The organism is Bradyrhizobium sp. SZCCHNRI1009 (genome assembly GCF_032487575.1).
Taxonomy (GTDB): domain Bacteria; phylum Pseudomonadota; class Alphaproteobacteria; order Rhizobiales; family Xanthobacteraceae; genus Bradyrhizobium.
In genome coordinates this window covers 177,954-200,122 of sequence record NZ_JAUEUL010000011.1, presented here as the reverse complement: position 1 = coordinate 200,122, position 22,169 = coordinate 177,954, and the positions used below count along the sequence as shown (strand labels likewise).

Below are 22,169 nucleotides of genomic sequence, written 5' to 3'. Positions count from 1 at the left end.
TCTCCCCTTGTGGGAGAGGGCTACGCTGATATCAGCGTCGTGCTCACTTGGGTGAGGGGTTGTATCCACAGAATCGCCGCCCGTATGGAGAGAGACCCCTCACCCGGATTCGATGCTACGCATCGAATCCACCCTCTCCCACAAGGGGAGAGGGTGCACCGTCCGTGCGGCGAGACACGACTTTCAACTAATTAGTCGGCCGCTGAGTTTTACCTCGACGACGCCACCCGGTACGCCATCCGCGTGTGGCTCGGGCAATAGGGCAGGCCCTCGATCGGCTTGGAGCCGCAGAAGCAGAAATCGTCGGCGCCGGGGGTGGAGATCGGCCAGCGGCAGCGCTCCTTGGAGAGTTCGAACAGCGAGCAGCCGTTCTCGACCGTGCCGACCGGCTCCTCGACAACGATCGGCGGCGGATCGTTCTGGACCGCGCGCAGGATGCGGCGGCGCAGCTTCGGCACGGGACGGCGGGCGCCATCGCGTGTCGTCTCGGCGCGAACCACGCGCCTGGTGTCGCCGCCATTGTCGCGCGTCAGCGCCAGGCGGGAGATCTTGCCGATCACGGCGTTGCGGCTGACGCCGAGCTCGGCGGCGATCTCTCGGCAGGTCAGCCCGGCCTCAAAGTGCTGCTTCAGGGCCTGGAGCCGTTCCTCGGTCCAGGTGGGGAGTGTCTGTCGTTCGGCGGGCATTGTTGTCGCTTCCAAGTTTGATCCGTCCTGGATCGTCCTGGCCGACGGCTGCACCGAAACTGTTGTCCGCGCTGCGTGTCCCTAGCTTACGCCCGTCCGTTGTCGCGAATCGACAGCAGCCCATCCTTGATGGCGAGCCGGATGCCTTCTTCAATCAACGTTCTGCAGACACCCGGAACGCTGGTGCCGTGGGTTCCCTGTTTCACGAGCTTTTCGAGATAGCCGATGGTTGCCAGGGCTAGGGTTACGGGGATGCGGTCAGTTTCGGCTTTTTCCGTCGCCATGCCTAAAAGCTAGTCCGTAACCGATGTACAGAAAAGTAACTTTTTAGACTCTATTAGGAATCGGATTGGTTGTACAGCGGCTTGGGGATAACTGGTTAAGATATTGAATTTTATGGAAATATGACGAATCGGGCTGGTCGCGGCGGTGACTCTCCGCCCGCTCGGCGAGTCCGGGCCCGGAATGGTACGGGAAGCACGGGCCGGGAAGATTCGCGTGGGCCGCGGTGTCCGATGGTTTCTTCAACCGCCGCCGTGCCGCGGGGCACCTGATCGGGGAGCCCTGGCGGAATTGTCGGCTGAAGAGGCGGACGGTCGCTCGCGGCTTTTCCGGTCGGTGCGAGAAAATTCGTCATTCCAGAAATAACACTTTCGCTTTTCCGGAAACTGTGCTTTAGTGCCGCCATCCCGCCTCACTCGGAAGGGGCGTTGCGCGCGATCGTCACGACACGCGAGGCGGGGAGCGATGGCCGCGATGGAGCCGCAGCGTATCCGCGAGGATGCGCGGACGAACGGCTCGGCGCGGACGTGAAGTCGCAGCGTGCTGACAGCCCGACGCTGGTGTCACGTTCGCGACGGCGCTTGCGCGCCGCGCGGGCAATGGTGGCCAACAAGCCCGGCGCACCAGGCAGACTGCGTATAAGCGTGAACACCATCGCGCAGGGAAGGCCGGGCGTTCTCGGCTGCACCTGTGGTACCTGCCGCCTGCATTTTTCTCGCAGGCGGGCCGCAGGCGCCAGCCGGCGCCTGGCCTTCCCTGCGCCCTCCGACTTTTGAGAGGGTGAGATGATGGCATGACTCGGCGCGAGCGGCGCGCGAGGATGATAGATCGTGTCTCTTGGAGTGAACGAGGGTTGCACTTCAAATTCGGTCGTCATCCCCGCGAACGCGGGGGATCCAGTACGCCGCGGCCTGTCGAGGACTTACGCCTGCCTCTGGATAATGGGTCGCCCGGTCGAGCCGGGCGACGGCAGCGGGGCGAGCCGCGCCAGCGTGCCCGACACAAACCTCACCCGTGCACGACGGCCTTCGCGATCATGCAATGAATGCCCTTGGAGCCGTTGACGGTCTGGGTCACCCGCAGGTCGGCGGCGAGGCTGCACAGCGTGTAGGCGTCCTCGCGCGACAGGTTGCGCTTCTCGCCGAGCAGCACGATCATGTCGCGCAGTGCCCGCACCGCGCATTGGTCGAGATCGGGGTCCATCGCCATCGTCATGTAGTGCGTGGCGGTCTCGGCGCGTGGATAGTCGAACTTGAGATCCTTGCGCACGGTGAGGCGGAAGCGGCCCTGCAGCGCGGTCTCGATCGCCGTGACGCAGACCTCGCCGTCGCCCTGCACGCCATGGCCGTCGCCGCAGGAGAACAGCGCGCCCGGCACGAACACCGGCAGATACAGCTTGGCGCCGGCACCGAGCTCCTTGTTGTCGAGATTGCCGCCCATCGCGCGCGGGATCAGCGAGGTGATGCGGCCCCAGGCGGGCGGCGGCGCCACACCCATCACGCCGAAGAACGGCGCCAGCGGCAGCTCGAGCCCCCACGGCAGCTTGCCGACCATCCGTTCCTTGTCGAGCGGGATGTTCATCAGCCGGCTCTCGTGGAAATCGTCGGGCAGGGTGCCGGCCAGCGGGCGGATGAAATTATAGCCCCAGTCCTGGCGCAGCTGGACGTCGAGAATGTCGACCTCGAGCACGTCGCCGATTTCGGCGCCGTTGACCGCGATCGGCCCGGTCAGGATGTGGCCGGGCACCATGCGCTCGCTGCGGGCGTGGACGTCGAACAGCTCCGGCGGCACGTGGAACTTGCTGGTATCCGGCACCACGTCGGGTCCGCCGCTGATCGAATCGATCGTGACCTCGTCACCGCTGTCAACCGTGAGCACCGGCTTCAGCCGGGATTCGAAGAAGCCCCAATGGCAGGTCTCGGGGCTGGCGTGCAGATGATGGTGGGCCATGATGCTCTCGTTATTGCCGGTTCGAGCCTGAGCATAGCGCATCACATGGCGTTCGCAGAGAGATGGCAACGCATGGCGGCTGTCGTGTATGAGGGCGGCCGTGGCACTTCACCCCGCGCCGGAGCTCGCAATGTTCTTTGTGCTGTCGAAGACGCTCGGCCTGCTGGCACTGCCGACCAATTTCATGATCGCGCTGGGCCTGCTCGGTGCCATCCTGATGCTGACCCGGTTTGCCGTGCTGGGGCGCAGGCTGGTCGTCTCGGCCATGCTGCTACTGGCGATCGTCGGCCTGACGCCGCTCGGCAGCCTGATGCTGTATCCGCTGGAGAGCCGGTTTCCGAAATGGGATCCGGCGAACGGTGCGCCGGACGGCATCATCGTGCTCGGCGGTCCGGTCGATTCCGATCTGTCGGCAATGTACGGCATGCCGGTGACGGTGGCGGGCGCGGACCGGGTGATCCAGGCGGCCGCGCTGGCGCGGCGCTACCCGACTGCACGCATCCTGTTCACCGGCGGCAGCGCCAATCTGATCGCGACCGAGGCCAAGGAGGCCGATGTCGGCGCCGAGATCCTGCTCAGCCTCGGCGTGCCCAGGGAGCGGCTGCTGCTGGAGCGGCAGTCGCGCAACACCTACGAGAATGCGATCTTCTCCAAGGCGATGATCTCCCCGAAGCCGGGCGAACGCTGGCTGCTGGTGACCTCCGCGTATCACATGCCGCGCTCGGTCGGGCTGTTCCGAAAAGCGGGCTTTCCGGTCGAGCCCTATCCGGTGGACTGGCGCGTCGGCCGCGTGCTGGATTTCGACGGCATCTCGCTGCTCGGCCTGCGCCGCGCCGACATCGCCGTGCGCGAATGGGTCGGGCTCGTGGCCTACCGCCTCCGCGGCCGCATCGACGATCTGTTTCCCGGGCCGGCCTAGGCGGTTGTTGTGCCGAAGCCCGCCGCTTTCGCTGCCAGCTCGCCGCGCACGCGCGCGACGACCGGCTCGTAGCGACAGCTCGAATCCTGCCGGAACAGGCGCGCGCTCGGATACCACGGGCTGTCGTCGCGATCCCTGAGCCAGCGCCAGTCGGCCAGGTAGGGCAGCATGATCCAGGTCGGCCGTCCGAGCGTCGCGGCGAGATGCGCGACGCTGGTGCAGACGGTGACGACGACGTCGAGGCAGGAGATCAGGGCGGCCGTCTCGACGAAGTCGGTCAGCTCGGCGGTGAGGTCGCGGATGCCGCTCTGCTGCGCCAGCATCGTCCTGTCCGCGGGCCGCAGCTCCTTTTGCAGGCTGATGAAATCAGCGTCGACATCGAGCAGCGGCAGCAAGGTCGACAGCGGCATCGAGCGGTTGCGGTCATTGCCCTGGTGCGGGTTGCCGGACCAGACCAGCCCGACGCGCAGCCGGTCATGCGACCCCAGCCGCTGCTCCCAGGCCGCGATGCGCTCGGCCGGGAGCGGCGGCAGATAGCCAGCGGGCGGGATGGTGGCGAGCGTGGTGCCGAAAGCGAGCGGCAGGCTCATCACCGGGCAATGCATGTCGAAGGCGGGTCGCTGCAGCTCCGGCGCGTACGCAAGACATTGCGACACGCCTTCGACACCGGCCAGCAGCGGCCGCAGCGCCTCGCGGACCACCAGGATCACCCTGGCGCCGCGCGCGGCGAGCATCGGCAGGTAGCGCGCGAACTGGATGGTGTCGCCGAAACCCTCGTCCTCCTCGATCAGGACGGTCTTCCCGGCGATATCCTCTTTGCCCAGCCATTTCGGCTCCGCAAAGCGCGGATATTCGGGCGAGAAATCCGGCATGTTCCAGCGCGCTTCGCGCCGTGCCCAGCCAGCGGCGTAGTCGCCACATTGCAGCTCGACATGGGCAAGCTGCCAGGCCGCCTTGGCGTGACTCGGCTCGAGCACGAGGATCTGCCGGTAGACGGCCGCGGCGTCCTCGAAGCGCAGCAATTGAAGCAGCGCAAAGCCCTTGTTCAGCAGCACCTCGACGAAGTTCGGGCGCAGGCTCAGCGCCTGGTCGAACCACGGCAGCGCCTCCGCGCTGCGGCCGAGACAGACGAATGCATCGCCGAGATTGTTGCAGACCATCGCCTCGGCTGGCGCCAGCGCATGCGCGCGTTCGCAATCGGCGAGATACGCGTCGTAGCGTTTGAGCTCGCGGAAGCATCGGGCGCGCATCTGCAGCGACTGCAGGTCGCCCGGCCGCTGAGTCAGGCAGATCGTGAAGGCCTGGGCGGCTTCCTCATAGCGCTGCTGCTGATGCAGCAGCAGGCCGCTCTGGAACGCGGCCTCATGATGCGAAGGATCGATCGTCAGCGCGTGCTGATAGCTCAACAACGCCTCGGCGCCGCGGTCGAGCGCCAGCAGTACGCCGCCCATGTGCTTCCACAGCTCGGCGTCGTCGGGCTTGAGCTGGATCGCCTTGTCGAACACCGCGAGGGCGTCGTCGAGCCGGCCCATCTGCTTCAGGGTGAAGCCCAGGCTGGTGAGATAGTCGATCTTCGGCGTCTGCCGGATCGCGCGCGAGAACCACGCCACGGCATGGTCGTGCTGACCGGTTTGCAGCGCAATAATGCCCATCAGCGCAAGGCTGTCGGCATGGGTCGGGTCGGCGGCCAGCGCCTGCTCGCAGCACATCTGGGCATCGAGCAGACGTCCTCCGCCGAGGTGATGCAGTCCCGCCTCGTAGAGCGCGGCGGGCGACAGCGCGGGCGTTCCGCCGGGGCCGGCCGTTGCGCTCTCGGCGCCTTCCTTCCGGTCGCTGCGGGTCATCGTCTGGTCCTGTCCGAGGATCGAAAATTCATAAGTGATTCCCGCGATATCGAGAAGGATCACGGTATGGCGGGTGAGCCCGGACGGCGGAAATACTGGCATCATCAGGTGCGACGGTCTAACAAGCCGCCCGAAGCCGAACCACACGCGGCGCGGACGCCCGGTGCGGCAGGGAGGGAACGCCACATGCAACAGCCGAACGCGGCAGACAGGCTGGACCTGGCGGCCATGGTCGCCGATCTCAACAGCCTGCTGCGGCTGAAGACGACCGTGATCGGCATCAAGATGTTCGCCCGCGTCGAGGACATGGAAGCGATCGAGAAGATCCGCCGTCCCAACGCGGTGCACACCACCGACCAGATCGTCAGCATGGCGTCGCGGCTCGGCTGGACCGTCGGCATCACCGGAGATGATCTGGTCGGCGCGCAGTGCCGCGCGGTGATCGGGCTCGGCCCGCAGGACGAGGCCTGGCTCGACGGCGCGAACTATGTCGGCGTCTGGCACGGCACGGCGGAGGATGCGCGCAAGCGGCAGGAGGCGCTCGACGTGGTGCCGTTCGGCCGCTACCAGGCGATGGCCGTGAGCCCGCTGGCGAGCGGCCGGCTGGATCCGCCGGACATCTGCCTCGTCTATGCGACGCCGGGACAGATGATCATCCTGATCAACGGCCTGCAATATGTCGGCTACAAGAAGTTCGAATGGGGCGTCGTCGGCGAGACCGCCTGCGCCGATTCCTGGGGCCGCGCGCTGAAGACCGGCGAGCCGAGCCTGTCGCTGCCCTGCTTCGCCGAGCGCCGCTATGGCGGCGTGCCGGACGAGGAGATGCTGATGGCGCTGAAGCCGTCCGATCTCGCCAAGGCGATCGCCGGCATGAAGCAGCTCGCCAGGAATGGCTTGCGCTACCCGATCGCCCCTTACGGCATTCAGAACGACGTCCGCGCCGGCATGAGCGTGTCTTATGGAAAGAAATAGAACCACATCCGCCGTCATTGCGAGCGAAGCGAAGCAATCCAGAGTCCTGTCCGCAGCCCTGGATTGCTTCGCTTCGCTCGCAATGACGGCGCAACTGATTTGCAGCTGATCTCCAGGGAACACCAATGACCTCACCGAAATTCGATCTCGTCGTCTACGGCGCCACCGGCTTCACGGGCAAGCTCGTGGCTGAATATCTCGCCACGCAATATCGCGGCGACGCCTCGCTGCACTGGGCGATGGCCGGCCGGAGCCTGGACAAGCTCGCTTCCGTGCGGGACGAGATCGGCGCGCCCACCGACACGCCTCTCATTGCCGCCGACGCCTCCGATCCGGCGTCGCTGCAGGCGATGGTGGCGCAGACGAAGCTCGTGCTGACCACCGTCGGTCCGTATCAGCTCTACGGCAACGAGCTCGTCGCCGCCTGCGCCGAAACCGGCACCGACTACGTCGATCTCTGTGGCGAGCCGGTGTGGATGCGGCAGATGATCGACAAGCATCAGGCGACCGCCGAGAAGAGCGGCGCGCGCATCGTGTTCTCCTGCGGCTTCGATTCCGTACCGTTCGAGCTCGGCGTCTACTTCGTGCAGCAGCAGGCGAGACGCGTGCTCGGCGCGCCGGTCGCGCGCGTGAAGGGCCGCGTCCGTGGCATGAGCGGGACCTTGTCGGGCGGGACGGCGGCCAGCGCCAAGGCGACATTCGATGCGGTCGCCAAGGATTTGAGCCTGGTAGCGATCCTCAAGGACGCGTTCGCCCTGACGCCCGGCTTCAAGGGGCCGAAGCAGCCGTCAGGCAACAAGCCCGTCTATGAGGAGGATCTGCAGTCCTGGACGGCGCCGTTCATGATGGCGCTGATCAACACCCGCAACGTCCACCGCTCCAACATGCTGATGGGTTTCCCGTACGGCCAGGACTTCGTCTATGACGAGATGGTGCTGACCGGTCCGGGCGAGAAGGGCGAGGCCAACGCCAAGAAGGTGATGGCCGCCAATGCCGAGAAGACCGGCCCGAACGCGCCGAAGCCGGGCGAGGGGCCTTCCAAGGAAGAGCGCGAGAACGGCTACTACAATCTTCTTTTTGTCGCGATCGCCCCCGACGGCCGCCAGGTCCGCGCATCCGTGAAGGGCAACCGCGATCCCGGCTACGGCTCGACCTCGAAGATGATCAGCGAATGTGCCGTCGGCCTGTTGCGCGACGGAGCTGGCGTGAAGGGCGGTTTCTGGACTCCGGGCGCGGCGCTCCAGGACAGCCTGATCAAGCGGCTGGTCGACCATGCCGGCCTGACGTTCGCGGTGGAGGACTAGGAGCGGTGGAACACATCCGCATTGGTCCAGAGAGCCACGATGACGTCGGCTAAATTCGACATCGTCGTTTATGGTGCAACCGGCTTCACCGGCCAACTCGTGGCCGAATATCTCGCCACGCGCGATCGCGGCGAAGCCAAGTTAACCTGGGCGATGGCCGGGCGCAGCCGCGACAAGCTCGCCAAGGTGCGTGACGCGGTCGGAGCGCCGCCTGATCTGCCGCTGATGGTGGCCGATTCCAGCGACCCCGGCTCCATTCGCACGATGGTCGATCAGGCTAGACTGCTGTTGACCACGGTCGGACCCTATCAGCTCTACGGGGCCGATGTGCTCGCGGCGTGCGTCGCTGCGGGGATTGATTATGTCGACCTCTGTGGCGAGCCGCTGTGGATGCGGCAGATGATCGAGAAGCATCAAGGTGAGGCGGAGCACAGCGGCGCAAGAATCCTGTTCTCGTGTGGCTTCGACTCCGTGCCGTTCGAGCTCGGCGCACTGTTCGTGCAGCAGCAGGCAAAGCGGGTGCTAGGTGCGCCACAGCCGCGCGTAAAGGCGCGCATTCGCGGCATGAGCGGCTCGCTCTCGGGCGGCACTTCGGCGAGCGCCAAGGCGACAGCGGCGGCATTGACCGCCGATTTGAGCCTTGTTGCGATCATGAAGGACCCGTTCGCGCTGACGCCGGGATTCACCGGTCCGAAGCAGCCACCGGCCAACCGACCGCTCTATGAGGAGGATTTCCGGTCCTGGGCCGCGCCGTTTGCAATGGCGCTGGTCAACACACGCAACGTCCATCGTGCCAACATGCTGATGGGTTTTCCGTATGGGCAGGACTTTGTCTACGACGAAATGGTGCTGACGGGCGACGGAGAGCAGGGCCAAGCCAACGCCAAGTTGGTCATGGCGGCAAATGCCGAGAAGACCGGCCCGAATGCGCCCAAGGTCGGCGAGGGGCCCTCGAAGGAGATGCGGGACAACGGATACTTCGACCTGCTCTATGTCGCAGTGTCTCCCGAGGGACGGCGCGTTTGCGCGTCGGTGAAAGGGAAGGGCGATCCCGGCTACGGCCTGACGGCGAAGATGATCAGCGAATGCGCCATCGGTCTGCTGCGCGATGGTGCCGCTGTGAAGGGCGGTTTCTGGACGCCCGGCGCCGCGCTCGGCGACAGCTTGATCAAGCGGCTGGTCGACCACGCCGGCCTGACGTTCACGGCGGAGGATTAGGAAGCTGCGATGTGCTTTCGATCCCGGCGAGCCGGTTCGCCTCGACCTGGTGGGCACGGGTCGCGGCGATCATGCCCCACATCGTGCCGAGCATCAGGAAGAAATGCCGCCAGTGATCGGTGTCGATGATGAAGCTTTCGCCGACAGTGCCGAGGAAGGCTGCGAAGACTGCGATGTAGGTGGGTTGCCACGGCACGCGCGCGAACAGATAGCGGAAGCCGAGGATGACGGTGGTGAACACGAGGGCGGGATAGCAGATGCCGGAGAGCCAGCCGCCGGACATGAAGGCGTTCAGATAGGAGTTGTGGGTGTCCTCGGGGAAGTAGTTGTGGAATTGCAGCGGCCCGATCCCGAACGGCAGGTCGAGCGCCATGTCGGCGCCGAGGATGTGGCGGCCGAACCGGCCGAACCGGCCTTCGTCGTAGCTCTGGTCGAAGCTCGCCCGCTGCTTGAACATGTCGGCGATGGAATCGATCGAGAGCAGTACGCCCATCAGGACGAGGCCGGCCACGGCAGCCGCGAGCGTCATGACGATGATGCGGGAGCGCTCGCGGGGCGAGGTGCTGGTCAGTACCATCAGCGCCAGCATGAAGGCCGCCGTGAGAACGAGGCCGCCCCAGGCCGCGCGCGAGAAGGCGAGCAGGATGGCGAGCGCCATCACGCCGAGGGAGAAGGTGGCGCGCAGCGTCGCTGCGAAGCGGGCGGTGACGACATTCTGCAGCGCCAGCAGCGCCGGCAGGATCAGGAATGCGCCGAGAACGTTCGGGTCCTTGAACGTACCACGCGCGCGGCCATACAAGGTGAGGAGATCGTATCCGCCGGGCACCAGATGGAAGTAGCCGGCGACACCTGCAAGGGCTGCGATCGCGCCGCCCATGACGAGGCCGCGCCGGAGCATGTCGAGCCGCGCTTCGGTGTCGTCCGAAATGAGCATGGCGATGAAGATGGCCGTGAACGCCATGTACCAGGAGGTGGCGATCCAGGTCGAGATCTTGGAATCGTCGAGCAGCGGTATGGCGCTGATCGTGTAGCCGAGATTGACCAGGACCAGCAGCAGCAGGAGCGGCACGAAGACGAGGCGCAGCCTCATGCCGGTCGCAATGAACACCGCGGCGGACGCGAGCGTCACGAGCTCGTAGGGGCTCGGTTCGATGAACACGATGGCGCCGGAGGCGCCGACCAACCAGACCAGCGCACGCTGCAGGGCGACGACGCCGGGCGGGGCCATCGGTCTGGACGCGAACTCTCCGGCTGCCGCCGTCATGGCCATCGCGAACTCACACTCATACGCAACGCAGGGCGGGATCGGCCGGACACACGCGCGAAGCGGACGTGGGTCCGCTCCGGATCCCCGCAATCAATAGGCGTTCTCGCTCTTGGTCATCAACGCCAGCGGCGTCTTGAGCAGGATGTAGACGTCGAACAGCACGGACCAGTTCTCGATGTAGTAGAGGTCGAACTCGACTCGCTTCTGGATCTTCTCCTGGTTGTCGATCTCGCCGCGCCAGCCGTTGATCTGCGCCCATCCGGTGATGCCGGGCTTCACGCGGTGGCGCGCGAAATAGCCGTCGACGGCCTCGTCGAACATCCGGTTCTGCAGCTTGCCCTGAACCGCGTGGGGCCGCGGGCCGACCAGCGACAGGTTGCCCTTGAACACCACGTTGAACAGCTGCGGCAGCTCATCGAGGCTGGTCTTGCGGATGAAGCGGCCGACGCGGGTCACGCGCGGATCGTTCTTGGTGACGACCTTGGACGCCGTGGGATCAGCCTGGTGGTGATAGAGCGACCGGAACTTGAACACGTCGATGCGCTCGTTGTTGAAGCCGAACCGCTTCTGCCGGAACAGCACCGGTCCCGGGCTGTCGAGCTTGATCGCGAGCGCGACCAGCGCCATCACCGGCAGTGCGAGCAGCAGGATGAGGCCGCCGACCAGTCGGTCGAACAGCATCTTCATCACCAGATCCCAGTCGGTGATCGGCGCCTCGAACACGTCGAGCGTCGGGACCGCACCGAGATAGGAATAGGAGCGCGGGCGGAAACGCAATTTGTTGGTATGGGCCGACAGGCGGATGTCGACCGGCAGCACCCACAGCTTCTTCAGCATGTCCAGGATGCGGGTCTCGGCCGAGATCGGCAGCGCGAACAGCACCAGGTCGACGCGGGTTCGGCGCGCGAACTCCACGATATCATCGACCTTGCCGAGCTTCGGCGCGCCGGCGCAGGTCTCGAGCGAACGGGAATCGTTGCGGTCGTCGAACACGCCGAGGATCTCGATCTCGGAGTCGTCCTGCGCCTTCAGCGCACGCACCAGATCTTCGCCGCTCTGGTCGGAGCCGACGATGATGGTCCGTCGATCGAGGCGGCCTTGTCGGGCCCAGCTGCGGATCAGGTTGCGCAGCACGACGCGGCTCGCGATCAACGCGCCGAGTCCGACGAAGAAGAACGCGGCGAGCCAGAGACGGGAGACCTCGCTGCCGATCTTGGCGAAGAAGGACAGTCCGATGAACAGCAGGAACACAAAGCAGTAGGACGAGACCATCCGGGTCATCTGCCGAACTTGGGCGCGGAAGACCTGGATCTGGTAGATGTCGGCGGCCTGGAAGCACACCACCGCGCTCACGGCGAGGCCGACGATGGCAACGAGATACTCCCAATGGAAGCCGCTGAGCGGAACCACGTAGCCGAAATAGACGGCGCTGCCGACGACGCTCAACAGCACGAAATCGGTGATGCGGACGATCCCGGCGAGGACGATCGGAGAATAGGCGCGGTGAACCTTCTGATTGGCAACTGCCAGGGCCGCCGGCGACAGGCGGCGACGCCGTTCAACGGCCGGCTTGCCTGCCGCGGCCGTCGATGCGGCCGTGGCCGCAGCAGCATCCAACATCGAGCGAGCGTTGATCGGTTCCACAGTCGTACAAGCCCGGATTATGTTTGTTAGTATTTGTGGTCATGTAAGCGCTGATAGCGCCGGGGGAAATTCCCTACCGGCGGGATTACGGGCCAAATCGGAAGAAACGGTTAGCGATGGTAAATGACGTCAGGTCTTGGTAAACGCCTCGCGGTAGCTGTCGAGCACGCCCTCGACCATCGCCTTCTGCGAGAAATGCTGGAAGACGCGCTCGCGCAGCGCCTTTGCGCGGAGCTGCGCGGTGGCGGGATCGTCCAGCGCGGCCACGATGGCGTCGGCCAGCGCGGTCGCGTTGCCCGGCATGAACAGCGCGTCGTTATGCGGTCCGAAGATCTCGGGGATGCCGCCGACTCTGGCCGCGATCATCGGAACCCCGGCTGCACCCGCCTCGATCACGACATAAGGCATGGAATCGCCACGCGAGGGAACGACGAGCAGGCGTCCTTTGGAAAATCCATCGCGGGCCTTCACATGGCCGATGAAGCGCACCGCCGCCGCAAGACCGAGGCGTTCGACCTGAGCCTTGAGCTTCGACATCTCTTCGCCGTCGCCGCCCAACGTCAGCGTCAGCGGCCGACCACGGGAGCGCAACTGCGCGACGGCGTCGATCAGCAGATCCGTACCCTTGATGTGCCTGAACTCGCCGACATAGGCCAGGTCGGTCTGGTCCTGAGCCGGCGTGACCGGGTCGAATTCGCCTGCAGTGACGCCGTTGAAGACGCAATTCACCAATCCCCTGGGATGGCCGATCATGCGCTCATACGTGTCGCGGGCGAAGGCGCTCTCGAACAGGAAGAGATCTGTCCGGTTCATCAGCGCACGTTCAAGCCGGCCGTACAGCGCACCTTTGAGCGTGTCGAGCGGGTAGTGGAGCGAGCCGCCGTGAGGCGTGTAGATACGGATCGTTCCTGGCCGATGCGGCAGCAGGCGGACGAACGCGCCGGCCTTGGCGCCGTGGCCGTGCAGCACGTCGGGGGCGAGCGCGCGGGAGAGGCGGTGGAACCGGGTCAGTGCTAGAATGTCGCTCGGCCAGGGCTCGCGATGAATGGGAATGCGATGGACACCAAGTGTCAGGCGGGGGGTGATCTGGGCCAGCGCGGCATCAGCGCGTTCGCCGCCGGTCAGGCTGTCCGCAATGATGCCGACGTCATGCCCGTGATCCACCTGACCGTTGGCAAGGTCGAGGATGTGACGAAAGATGCCGCCGACGGGAGCTCTGACGGCGTGAAGGATTTTGAGAGGTTTGGTCTGCGACGGTGCCATGTCGAACTCGCCCGCGCCTTCGGCCTGCGCGTGGTTTTGCCAGGCGTCACTGCGCGAGCTGATCTGACGACTGGCGGATAGAGGAAGCACGGGCGCCTCTCGTCGCTGAATATTGATGGCTCCAACCTCGATAGAGGCTTGATGGTTAACAAAGTCTCACTCGTCGTCGTTGCCAGGCAGGTTCGCTCCAGCGTTGTGGCGATCTGGCGCAAGCCTACTTGTTGCGAGCAGCATATGGCGATGGATGACGATTGTTGGATAGGGCGAGGTTGCAGGCGCTCAGGTTAACCCGTCAGCAACCTTAATGGAGTGTAATTGTACCACGTATGGTAGCGGCGTGGCGTAGGTCTCGCGGGAGTGGATGATGCGGTTGGCGTTCTGGCGTGCCGGCAAGACGACACAGGTTGACGGAGCTTCCGTCCGACCCGTGACAGGCTCGCCATCGTCGGCCGAGCCGGGCCCGGCCGGCGATCTCGATCTCCGGCTGGTCGGCCGCGCCTTGGCACGAAAGCGCGGCTTCATTCTTTTGCCGACGCTGCTCGCTCTCGTTCTGTCGATCACCGCGGTCAACATGATTACGCCGCGCTACAAGTCCGAAGCGCGGATCCTGATCGACGGCCGCGAAAACGTGTTCGTGCGGCCGAACGGCGAGCGCACCGAGGAGCGAACAGCACTCGATCCCGAAGCGGTCACCAGCCAGGTGCAACTGGTGCTGTCGCGCGATCTGGCGCGCGACATCATCAGGAAGAACAAGCTTGGTGAGCTGCCCGAGTTCGATCCAGTCCTGCGCGGCGTGTCGCCGCTGAAGTCGGTCTTGGCGATGGTCGGGCTCGTGAAGGATCCGCTTGCCATGACGCCGGACGAGCGCGTCATGGATGCCTATTACGAGCGCCTGACGGTCTACGCCGTCGACAAATCGCGCGTCCTCGTCGTCGAGTTCCAGTCGCAGGATCCGGCGCTCGCGGCACAGGTCGCGAATTCGATCGCGGACGGCTATCTCGTGGTTCAGCAGAACGCCCGCCAGGCGCAGGCGAAGTCGGCCAGCCAGTGGCTGGCCGGGGAGATCGAGGGGCTGCGCAAGAAGGTCGAGGAAGCGGAATCCCGGGTCGAGGAGTTCCGCGCCAAGTCGAATTCGTTCATGGGGACCAACAACACCTCGTTGTCCAACCAGCAGATGGGCGAGGTCAACACCCAGCTCAATAATGCCCGCGCCTTGAAATCGGACGCCGAGACCAAGGCGCGGCTGATCCGCGAGATGCTGCAGAGCGGCCAGCCGATCGAGGCATCCGAGGTGCTCAATTCGGAGCTGATGCGCCGCTTGTCGGAGCAGCGCGTGAGCCTGCGCGCGCAGCTCGCCGAGCAGTCGTCGACACTGCTCGACAATCATCCGCGCATCAAGGAACTGAAGGCGCAACTGGCTGATCTCGACCGCCAGATCCGTGACGAGGCCGGCAAGATCTCCCGCTCGCTCGACAGCGACGCGCGCATCGCCGACGGGCGGGTGCAGATGCTGAGCCAGAGCCTCGAGCAGGCCAAGAAGCAGGCCACCTCCACCAATGGCCTCGATGTCCAGCTGAGGGCGCTGGAGCGCGATGCCAAATCGCAGCGCGACCTGCTGGAATCGTATCTCGCCAAATACCGCGAGGCGAACACCCGCGAAACGCTCGACACGCCGCCGGCGGATGGACGGATCATCTCGCGGGCGGTGGTGTCGAATACGCCGGCCTATCCGAAGAAGCTGCCGATCGTGCTGATCGCGACGCTGGCGACCCTGATGCTGACCTCAGGCGTGGTCATCACCGGAGAGCTGCTGCGCCTCACGGCGCCGCGCGCGGCGGGCCCCACCGCCCCGGCCATGGGCAGCATGGCCGACGTCATGGTGCTCGCGGCGCGGGTCGAGCCGATGATCGCCCCGCGGACGGTTTCCGCATCGCCGGCTGTTGCACCACCTTCGACGCCGGCGCCGGTTGAGGCCACGCATCCGGCTTTCGTACCGCCGCCCGTCACGGCCATGCAGGCGGCCGAGGCGCCGTCGGCCGAGCCGATCAAGCCAGCGCCGATGAACGAGCTCGAGCAGCTCGCATCCGATCTGCTCGCCGCGGGCGAGGGCGCCCGCAAGGTCACCGTGCTCGGCACGGCCGGCGGCGATGCCGTCACGTCCACCGCGCTCGCGATCGCCCGCACCATGGCGGCGCAGGCGCGCGTGGTGCTGGTCGACCTCGCCGGCAGCCCGCAATTGCTTGCAGGCGTCTCGGTCGATCCGGCCGCGCCCGGCCTGATCGAGCTGATGCTGGGCGAGGCGTCGTTCGCGTCCATCATCACCAAGGACCAGACCTCGCGGCTGCACATCGTCAACGCCGGCCGCCCGGGCGCGGACCGCAGCCAACTGCAATCGCCGCGGCTCGCGCTCGCCATCGACGCGCTGCTGCGGGTCTACGACCACGTCCTGCTCGACGCCGGCAATGCCTCCGACCTGCCGGCCGAGCTGTTGACCGCGGGCGCGCGCGCCGTCGTCGTGCCCGATCCCATCATGGCCGCCGAGGCGCGCAGCCAGATGAGCGAGCAGCTGCGCGAGGTCGGCTTCGGTGCCGTCACGATGCTGAAGGCACCGGGCGGAGGCGCGAACCGCAACCAGCCGGGGCCGCGCGGCGTCGCCGCCTAGTCTTCGGCCTTCTCGTTCTCGTTGGCCTTGGCGACGCCGCCACGCGATTGCAGCGCGCCGCGCAGGCGCTGCGCCAGACGGAGCAGGGCAGGGCTGTGCTTGACGGCATGCTTGGCCCGGCTGACCGCAGCCATCGTCGTTGCGGCAACGCGGCCCCGCGCGGTCAACGGCATGAAGCTGTCGAAGATCGGCTCGTCGTCCTTGCAGAACATCCGCTTGTAGTCGTCCGATCCGATGCCGAGATCGAGGGCGCGAAAATCCTGTTGCGCGTAGTGATCGATGATCGAGCGCATCAGGATCAGCCCGGGGCTCCAGCGCGCATTCTCCGATAGCGTATAGGTGTTGAACATCATCGAGAAGCGCGCCCCGTCGGCGACGCCGGCAAACAGCGCGATGATCTCGGCATCGCAGCGCAGCGCATGGATATCGATGGCGCGATGTCCGCAGCCGAGCTTGGCCATGCAGGCGCTGCGCACGAAGGCCTCGACACCTGCTTGCGCGAACACGTTCGGAAGCTTCTGCTCGGCCATGCGGATCGGCTTGGTGCGGAAGAACCAGTCGAGCAGCTCGGCAATCTCGGCGTCGCTGCCCGCGACCATGTAGCGATAGCCGGGCAGCGCCTGCAGCTTCTTTTCCTTGCTCTTGAGCCGCTTGCGGAATGAATTCGACAGCAGCGCCGTCGGCGCGGCGCCCGGCGGCATCAGCAGCACCGGGCAGTCGTTCACCGACGGCTGGTGCGGCCATTGCGCCAGCGGATTGGCGACATCGCCCCAGCGCTGCGGCTGCTGCGTCAAGGCGAGCACGTCGACACCGCCGCGGTCGCGCAGCCCTGCGAGCAGGACGTCGAGATCGCCGGCGCCGGCGCGCGCGGCGAATTCGCCATCCATCAGTGGCATGTTGAAGGTCGTATGCTTGCCGCCCATGAAGCTGGCGATGCGCATGCCGCAAGCGTGCCGCAAAGTCAGGGGCAACAGCAGCAGCGGACGTTGCTCGGCATCACGCCCGATGACGATGAACGGCGTCGCATGCTCGCGCGCGCCAACGTCGCGCTGCCATGCGCCGAGCAGGTCGAAGCGCTGGTACGGCGTCGAGACATGGGCGGGATCTTCGAGCGCGCGCCAGACCGGCTCGGCGGCCGCCAGATCGGACACGATGTCGACCCGCGCGAGCCCCGACGGCAGCCGCCGCGCGGGCGCCTGCGCCGTCCGGCTCTCGATCACGGCGGCCATGGTCATCGCGCAGCTCGCGTTGTCGTGGAATTTTGTTGCTTGACGTCGGGAGACCCTCGCAAAGAAGTCTCAACAAAAGGTAATGGCAATGACTTCGTCCCAAATCGGGAATGACGCAAACAAAGACCTGTTCAAATCGGCAGCGGCCACGCGATCTTGACGGCGGATGATCGCTGTCATCGGATGGCGGTGATCATGACGCGATCGCGCCATGGTCTGTCCGCATCAGGTGGGCGCAGACGGTCTGGTTTCAAGTGGGATTTTCGGAAGGGGCGCGGGAATTGTCGTCGGACAACAGGTGGCTGCGCAGCGCCCGGCTCGAGCTGGCCTATTTCAGCGGTCGCACGCTGCTCGCCTCGCGAGCCGCGGCCGGCGCCGGTGCCGTGCTGCGGTTCGAGCGGGTGCGGCCGCGGCGCAAGGGCGCGTTCCAGCCGCTGACATGCGCGGAGATCACGCCCGTCTTCCTCGACAAGGTGATCCGGGCGCTGAAGCGCTGGGGCTACGAGATCGTCTCGCTCGACGAGGCCTGCGACCGGTCGGTCCGGCTGCCCGACAGCCGTCGCTTCGCCTGCCTGAGCTTCGACGGCGCCGCGAAGGACCTGATCAAGCACGCCTATCCGGTGCTCGCCCACCACGGCGTGCCGTTCACCGTCTACGTGCCCTCGGCCTTTCCTGACGGGCTCGGCGAAGCCTGGTGGCTGGCGCTGGAGGCCGTGATCGCGCGCGAGGCCCGCATCAGCCTCGTGATCGATCATCGTGAGCAGCGCTTCAACGTGTTTACGCCGGCGGAAAAATACGAGCTGTTCGCGTATCTTTCGGCGTGGCTGCGCAAGCTGCCGCCAGCCGAGTTGTCGATCGCGATCCGCGACCTCTGCTCGCGCCACTCGGTCGATCTCACCGCGCTGAGCCGCGAGTCCGCGATGGACTGGGCCGACATCGCCCGGCTCGCCGCCGACCCCAACGTCACGATCGGCAGTGCCACCGTGCATTATCCCGTGCTCGCCAATCTCAGGGATGCCGACGCCCAGCGCGAGATCACGATGGGCAGGGCGGTGCTGGAGACGGCGCTGCGCCGCCCGGTCCGGCACATGGCGTATCCGTTCGGCGACCGCTCCTCGTTCCGCCGCAGCGATGTCGTGCTCGCGGAGCAGGCGGGTTTCGTCAGCGCGGCCTCGGCGATGTCAGGCGTCGTGCAGAGCGAGGGCCGCACCCATCTGCACATGCTGCCGCGCATCGCCTGGGACGGCCGCTCACGCTCGCTGCGCGCCCTGAAGGTGCTGATGGCCGGGGTGACCCTGCCGCGGGAGAAAGTCGCGCAGCCGTCGAAGCTCGATCTCGGCTGATCAGCCCTGCTGCTGCTCCCGATCGGGGCGCAGCATCCAACTGACGATCGGCATCGCCGGCAGCACCCAGCCCATGCCGACGACGACGTAATACACCGCCTGCAGCCAGCCGGAATTGGCGATCAGGGGAAATTGCGCCATCACCATGCCCATCATCGACCAGGCGAAGGCGAGCAGGAGCAGCGCGACGGCGCCGATCAGTTTGCGGGTGCGGATCGTCATGACGGGATTGTCAGCCTCGGCTGGGGGCGGCGCGGCTTGCGCGCGATTTGGTCGGGATTATAAGGGCCTGTCAGCCCCGGTTCAATCGAGCGTTCAACATCCATGACCACGGTTCCCCGCACGACAGATCTCGCCGCGATCCGCATCTGGCTCCTCGTCGTGGCCGGCCTGATCGCGCTGATGGTGCTGGTCGGCGGCGCGACACGGCTGACCGAATCCGGGCTGTCGATCGTCGAATGGAAGCCGGTCACCGGCACCCTGCCGCCGCTGACGGAGCAGGCCTGGAGCGACGCCTTCGCGGCCTACAAGACCATTCCGCAGTACCGGCAGATGAACGCCGGCATGACCCTGCACGAGTTCAAGACCATCTTCTGGTGGGAATGGAGCCACCGGCTGCTCGGCCGCGTCATCGGCATGGTCTATTTGCTGCCGTTCCTGTGGTTCCTGTGGCGTGGCGCGGTCTCCGGGCCGCTCGGCCGCAGGCTGTGGCTGATCTTCGGCCTCGGCGCGCTGCAGGGCGCGGTCGGCTGGTGGATGGTGGCATCGGGCCTCACCGAGCGCACCGAGGTGGCGCCGGTCCGGCTGGCGACGCATCTCGCGCTGGCGCTGCTGATCTACGCGTCGATCGTCTGGACCCTGCGGCGGCTCGCGCCGCGCGAGGAGGCCGAAGTGCCGGCGCGGCTGCGGCTGACGGCCTGGGTGCTGGTCGGAATCACCTTCGTGCAGCTCTATCTCGGGGCGCTGGTCGCGGGCCTGCGCGCCGGCCTCGTCTACAACACCTGGCCCGAGATCGACGGCGGCCTGATCCCGAAGGCGGCCCATCTGTGGATCCATTCGCCGTGGTGGATCAATCTGTTCGAGAACGATTTGACGGTGCAGTTCATGCATCGCATGACCGCCTACACGTTGTTGGCGCTGGCGGCGTGGCACGCCTTCGACGTGATGCGTGCCGGCGCCGGCCGCAACGTCGTGCGCGGCGCGCACCGGCTGCTGGCGGCGATCCTGATGCAGGCGGTGCTCGGCATTCTCACCCTGCTCGCGCTGGTGCCGATCTCGCTGGCGCTGCTGCATCAGGGCACGGCCATCATCGTGTTGACGCTCGCCGTGCTGCAGGCCGAACGCCTGTCGCCGCGGCGCGTGGCTGCGGTCGCGGTGCCGCAAGCGGCGGTGGCTGCGGGGCAGGCGGGGTAGGGGCACGGCCTCTTCTCCGTCGTTGCGAGGGAAGCAATCCGAAGTCCCGCCCACGATTCTGGATTGCGTCGTCGCTGCGCCTCGCAATGACGTGGAGACATTTGTGACTTCGTCGTCCGCCATCGTGCTGCGCTCGCGCGCCGACCGTGAAGACATGAACTCTCATCCTCGCGCGCTTGTGCGCCGAGCTATGCCGATCAACTCACCCCCGAAAAACGCGAGGGCGCGGGGAAGGCCGGATGCCTGGCCGGCACCCATGGCCCGCGTGCAAAGAAAAAAGCACGCGGCGGTCACCACAGGTACGGCCTGGAAACACCCGGCCTTCCCCGCGCGATGGTTTTAACGCTTATACGCGATCTCCCCGGGGACCGGCTGTCTTGCCCCCGTCACCTCGCGCGATGCTGAAAGCACCGACACAAGACTTGGCGCCAGCACCGGGGCGCCAGGACCACGCGATTTCGCCGTCCATGACCGACCGCTCGTCCGCGCAGACTTTCGTCCACGCACGGCCCGCCACGTCCACCGCATTCCCAATCCTACGCAACTGGACGATCCGGAAGCGCCCCTCGCTGGACAGGAACAAACGAAGAATATGCTGATTTGCCGAAGTTGGCAAGGGCTCTGCTGCGGCACTTTGGCACGACGGGCATCGGCGCCGGGACGACTGGTCTATCTGCGGATCTCAACTGACGGAGAGGTCCGATCAGGCTGCCCCAGGCTCCCCAAGCGCTTTCGCGACGCTGCGGAAGCGGTCCAGCGCGGTCTGCAGGCTCTCGACCACTTCGGCCGCGACCTCGTCGGGCGGCGGCAGCAGGTCGGGATCATCCAGCGTATTGTCCTTGAGCCAGAAGATGTCGAGATTGACCTTGTCGCGGGCGAGCAGGCTGGCGAGCGGGTAGCGCTTGAACTTCTCGGTTTCGACGCGCTTGGCCCTGGCGCCCGGATGATAGCAGGCGACGAAATCGTCGAGATCGGCGCGCACCATCGGCCGCTCCTTCAAGGTGAAGCGCTGGTTGGTGCGGAGGTCGTAGATCCACAGCTCCTTGGTCGCGGCCTGTTCGGAGGGCGGACGCTTGTCGAAGAACAGCACGTTGGCCTTGACGCCCTGCTTGTAGAAGATGCCGGTCGGGAGCCGCAGCAGGGTATGAAAATCGAAGTTCTGCAGGAGACGGCGGCGGATGGTTTCGCCGGCGCCGCCTTCGAACAGCACATTGTCCGGCAGCACCACGGCGGCCTCGCCGTTGGCGCTCAGGACGGTCATGATATGCTGCAGGAAGTTGAGCTGCTTGTTCGAGGTGGTGACGAAGAAGTCCTGCCGGTCGTAATCGTCGCGCTCGCTGTCGATCTCGCCGTCGTCGCGGACGATGCGGTAGCTCTGCTTCTTGCCGAACGGCGGGTTGGTCAGGATCACGTCATAGGTCCTGCCGCCGGCGCCGAGCAGGGCGTCCTTGGCCTCGACGATCGACTCGACGCCGGTGATGCCGTGCAGATAGAGGTTCATCGCGGCGAGGCGCACCACCTCGGGGACGATGTCGACGCCGGAGAACTTGTTCTTCAGCGCCGAATAGACGCCGCGGTCGCGCGCGCTGGCGTGCTTCTTCATGTGATCCCAGGCGGCGAGCAGGAAGCCGGCGGTGCCGCAGGCGGGATCGTGGATGGTCTGCTGCGGCTTGGGATCGACCACCTCGACGATCGCCTCGATCAGGGGGCGCGGCGTGAAATACTGTCCGGCGCCGGATTTGACGTCCTCGGCGTTGCGGGCGAGCAGCCCCTCATAGATGCTGCCCTTGACGTCGACGGACAGGCCGAGCCAGGTCTCGCCGTCGATCAGGCCGACCAGCCGCCTCAGCTTCGCCGGGTCCTGGATTTCGTTCTGCGCTTTCAGAAAGATCGCGCCGATGATGCCGCCCTGGCGCGACAGCGTCTCCAGCAGCTTGGCGTAGGTGGCGCTCAGCTCCTCGCCGGCGAGGTCCTTGATGTCGCTCCAATGCGCGCCCTTCGGCAGCATCGAGGCTTCGCCCACCAGCTCGACGCGCTCCTCGTCCATCTTGAGGAACAGGAGATAGGAAATCTGGCTGATATAGGCCTGGTAGGAGACGCCCTGGTCGCGCAGGACATGCGCGAAATTCCAGACCTTGGCGACGAGGGTTTGCGGGTTCATGACGTGAGGTGG

At 66.0% G+C, this 22,169-nt stretch carries 17 protein-coding genes; 7 read left to right on the top strand and 10 right to left on the bottom strand.

Annotated elements, in window-relative coordinates:
• Positions 1–209: 209 nt before the first annotated feature.
• From QX010_RS20480 to QX010_RS20470, 3 genes are all read right to left on the bottom strand, one after another.
• Positions 210–686: a GcrA family cell cycle regulator gene (locus QX010_RS20480; protein ID WP_315799652.1), complete on the bottom strand. Its 477-nt coding sequence runs from the start codon at positions 684–686 to the stop codon at positions 210–212.
• An 86-nt stretch (positions 687–772) separates the two neighbouring features.
• A complete protein-coding gene (locus QX010_RS20475) occupies positions 773–970 on the bottom strand; it encodes a hypothetical protein (protein ID WP_006614936.1) in 198 nt (65 codons plus the stop codon).
• A gap of 1,006 nt (positions 971–1,976) precedes the next feature.
• Positions 1,977–2,918 (bottom strand): acetamidase/formamidase family protein, encoded by a 942-nt coding sequence (locus QX010_RS20470; RefSeq protein WP_316181504.1) that lies wholly within the window; start codon positions 2,916–2,918, stop codon positions 1,977–1,979.
• A gap of 130 nt (positions 2,919–3,048) precedes the next feature.
• Here QX010_RS20470 and QX010_RS20465 point away from each other — a divergent pair, with 130 nt between their 5' ends.
• A complete protein-coding gene (locus QX010_RS20465; RefSeq protein WP_316181565.1) occupies positions 3,049–3,837 on the top strand; it encodes a YdcF family protein in 789 nt (262 codons plus the stop codon).
• Here QX010_RS20465 and QX010_RS20460 read toward each other — a convergent pair.
• Positions 3,834–5,681, bottom strand: coding sequence for a tetratricopeptide repeat protein (locus QX010_RS20460; RefSeq protein WP_316181503.1), 1,848 nt, complete (start codon positions 5,679–5,681; stop codon positions 3,834–3,836). The two genes, QX010_RS20465 and QX010_RS20460, sit on opposite strands and share 4 nt — an antisense overlap.
• Before the next feature lie 186 nt (positions 5,682–5,867).
• Here QX010_RS20460 and QX010_RS20455 point away from each other — a divergent pair, with 186 nt between their 5' ends.
• From QX010_RS20455 to QX010_RS20445, 3 genes are all read left to right on the top strand, one after another.
• Complete coding sequence (locus QX010_RS20455; protein ID WP_316181501.1) at positions 5,868–6,653, top strand: DUF169 domain-containing protein; 786 nt, start codon at positions 5,868–5,870, stop codon at positions 6,651–6,653.
• Between the two features lie 125 nt (positions 6,654–6,778).
• Complete coding sequence (locus tag QX010_RS20450) at positions 6,779–7,957, top strand: saccharopine dehydrogenase family protein (protein WP_316181499.1); 1,179 nt, start codon at positions 6,779–6,781, stop codon at positions 7,955–7,957.
• A 39-nt stretch (positions 7,958–7,996) separates the two neighbouring features.
• Positions 7,997–9,175, top strand: coding sequence for a saccharopine dehydrogenase family protein (locus QX010_RS20445; protein WP_316181497.1), 1,179 nt, complete (start codon positions 7,997–7,999; stop codon positions 9,173–9,175).
• Here the strand turns inward: QX010_RS20445 and QX010_RS20440 are convergent.
• The 3 genes from QX010_RS20440 to QX010_RS20430 form a co-directional block, all read right to left on the bottom strand.
• Complete coding sequence (locus tag QX010_RS20440) at positions 9,159–10,445, bottom strand: O-antigen ligase family protein (protein WP_316181495.1); 1,287 nt, start codon at positions 10,443–10,445, stop codon at positions 9,159–9,161. The two genes, QX010_RS20445 and QX010_RS20440, sit on opposite strands and share 17 nt — an antisense overlap.
• An 87-nt stretch (positions 10,446–10,532) precedes the next feature.
• Positions 10,533–12,062, bottom strand: coding sequence for an undecaprenyl-phosphate glucose phosphotransferase (locus QX010_RS20435; RefSeq protein WP_316181492.1), 1,530 nt, complete (start codon positions 12,060–12,062; stop codon positions 10,533–10,535).
• Positions 12,063–12,215: 153 nt separating this feature from the next.
• A complete protein-coding gene (locus QX010_RS20430; RefSeq protein ID WP_316181490.1) occupies positions 12,216–13,349 on the bottom strand; it encodes a glycosyltransferase family 4 protein in 1,134 nt (377 codons plus the stop codon).
• Between the two features lie 364 nt (positions 13,350–13,713).
• Between QX010_RS20430 and QX010_RS20425 the strand changes: the two genes are divergently transcribed.
• On the top strand, positions 13,714–16,011 hold the full coding sequence (locus tag QX010_RS20425; protein WP_316181488.1) for a lipopolysaccharide biosynthesis protein: 2,298 nt from the start codon (positions 13,714–13,716) through the stop codon (positions 16,009–16,011).
• On the opposite strand, the gene QX010_RS20420 is transcribed toward QX010_RS20425, so the two are convergent.
• Positions 16,008–17,246, bottom strand: a complete 1,239-nt coding sequence (locus QX010_RS20420; RefSeq protein WP_316181487.1) for a GNAT family N-acetyltransferase — start codon at positions 17,244–17,246, stop codon at positions 16,008–16,010. The two genes, QX010_RS20425 and QX010_RS20420, sit on opposite strands and share 4 nt — an antisense overlap.
• A gap of 275 nt (positions 17,247–17,521) precedes the next feature.
• Between QX010_RS20420 and QX010_RS20415 the strand changes: the two genes are divergently transcribed.
• On the top strand, positions 17,522–18,583 hold the full coding sequence (locus QX010_RS20415) for a polysaccharide deacetylase family protein (protein ID WP_316181485.1): 1,062 nt from the start codon (positions 17,522–17,524) through the stop codon (positions 18,581–18,583).
• On the opposite strand, the gene QX010_RS20410 is transcribed toward QX010_RS20415, so the two are convergent.
• Positions 18,584–18,805 carry a DUF2842 domain-containing protein gene (locus tag QX010_RS20410; RefSeq protein WP_315799662.1) on the bottom strand — a complete coding sequence of 74 codons (222 nt, stop codon included), beginning with the start codon at positions 18,803–18,805 and terminating at the stop codon, positions 18,584–18,586. It abuts the gene before it with no gap.
• 102 nt (positions 18,806–18,907) lie between these two features.
• Between QX010_RS20410 and QX010_RS20405 the strand changes: the two genes are divergently transcribed.
• Positions 18,908–19,996: a COX15/CtaA family protein gene (locus QX010_RS20405; protein WP_316181483.1), complete on the top strand. Its 1,089-nt coding sequence runs from the start codon at positions 18,908–18,910 to the stop codon at positions 19,994–19,996.
• A 703-nt stretch (positions 19,997–20,699) separates the two neighbouring features.
• Here QX010_RS20405 and QX010_RS20400 read toward each other — a convergent pair.
• Positions 20,700–22,157 (bottom strand): class I SAM-dependent DNA methyltransferase, encoded by a 1,458-nt coding sequence (locus tag QX010_RS20400; RefSeq protein ID WP_316181481.1) that lies wholly within the window; start codon positions 22,155–22,157, stop codon positions 20,700–20,702.
• Positions 22,158–22,169: the final 12 nt, after the last annotated feature.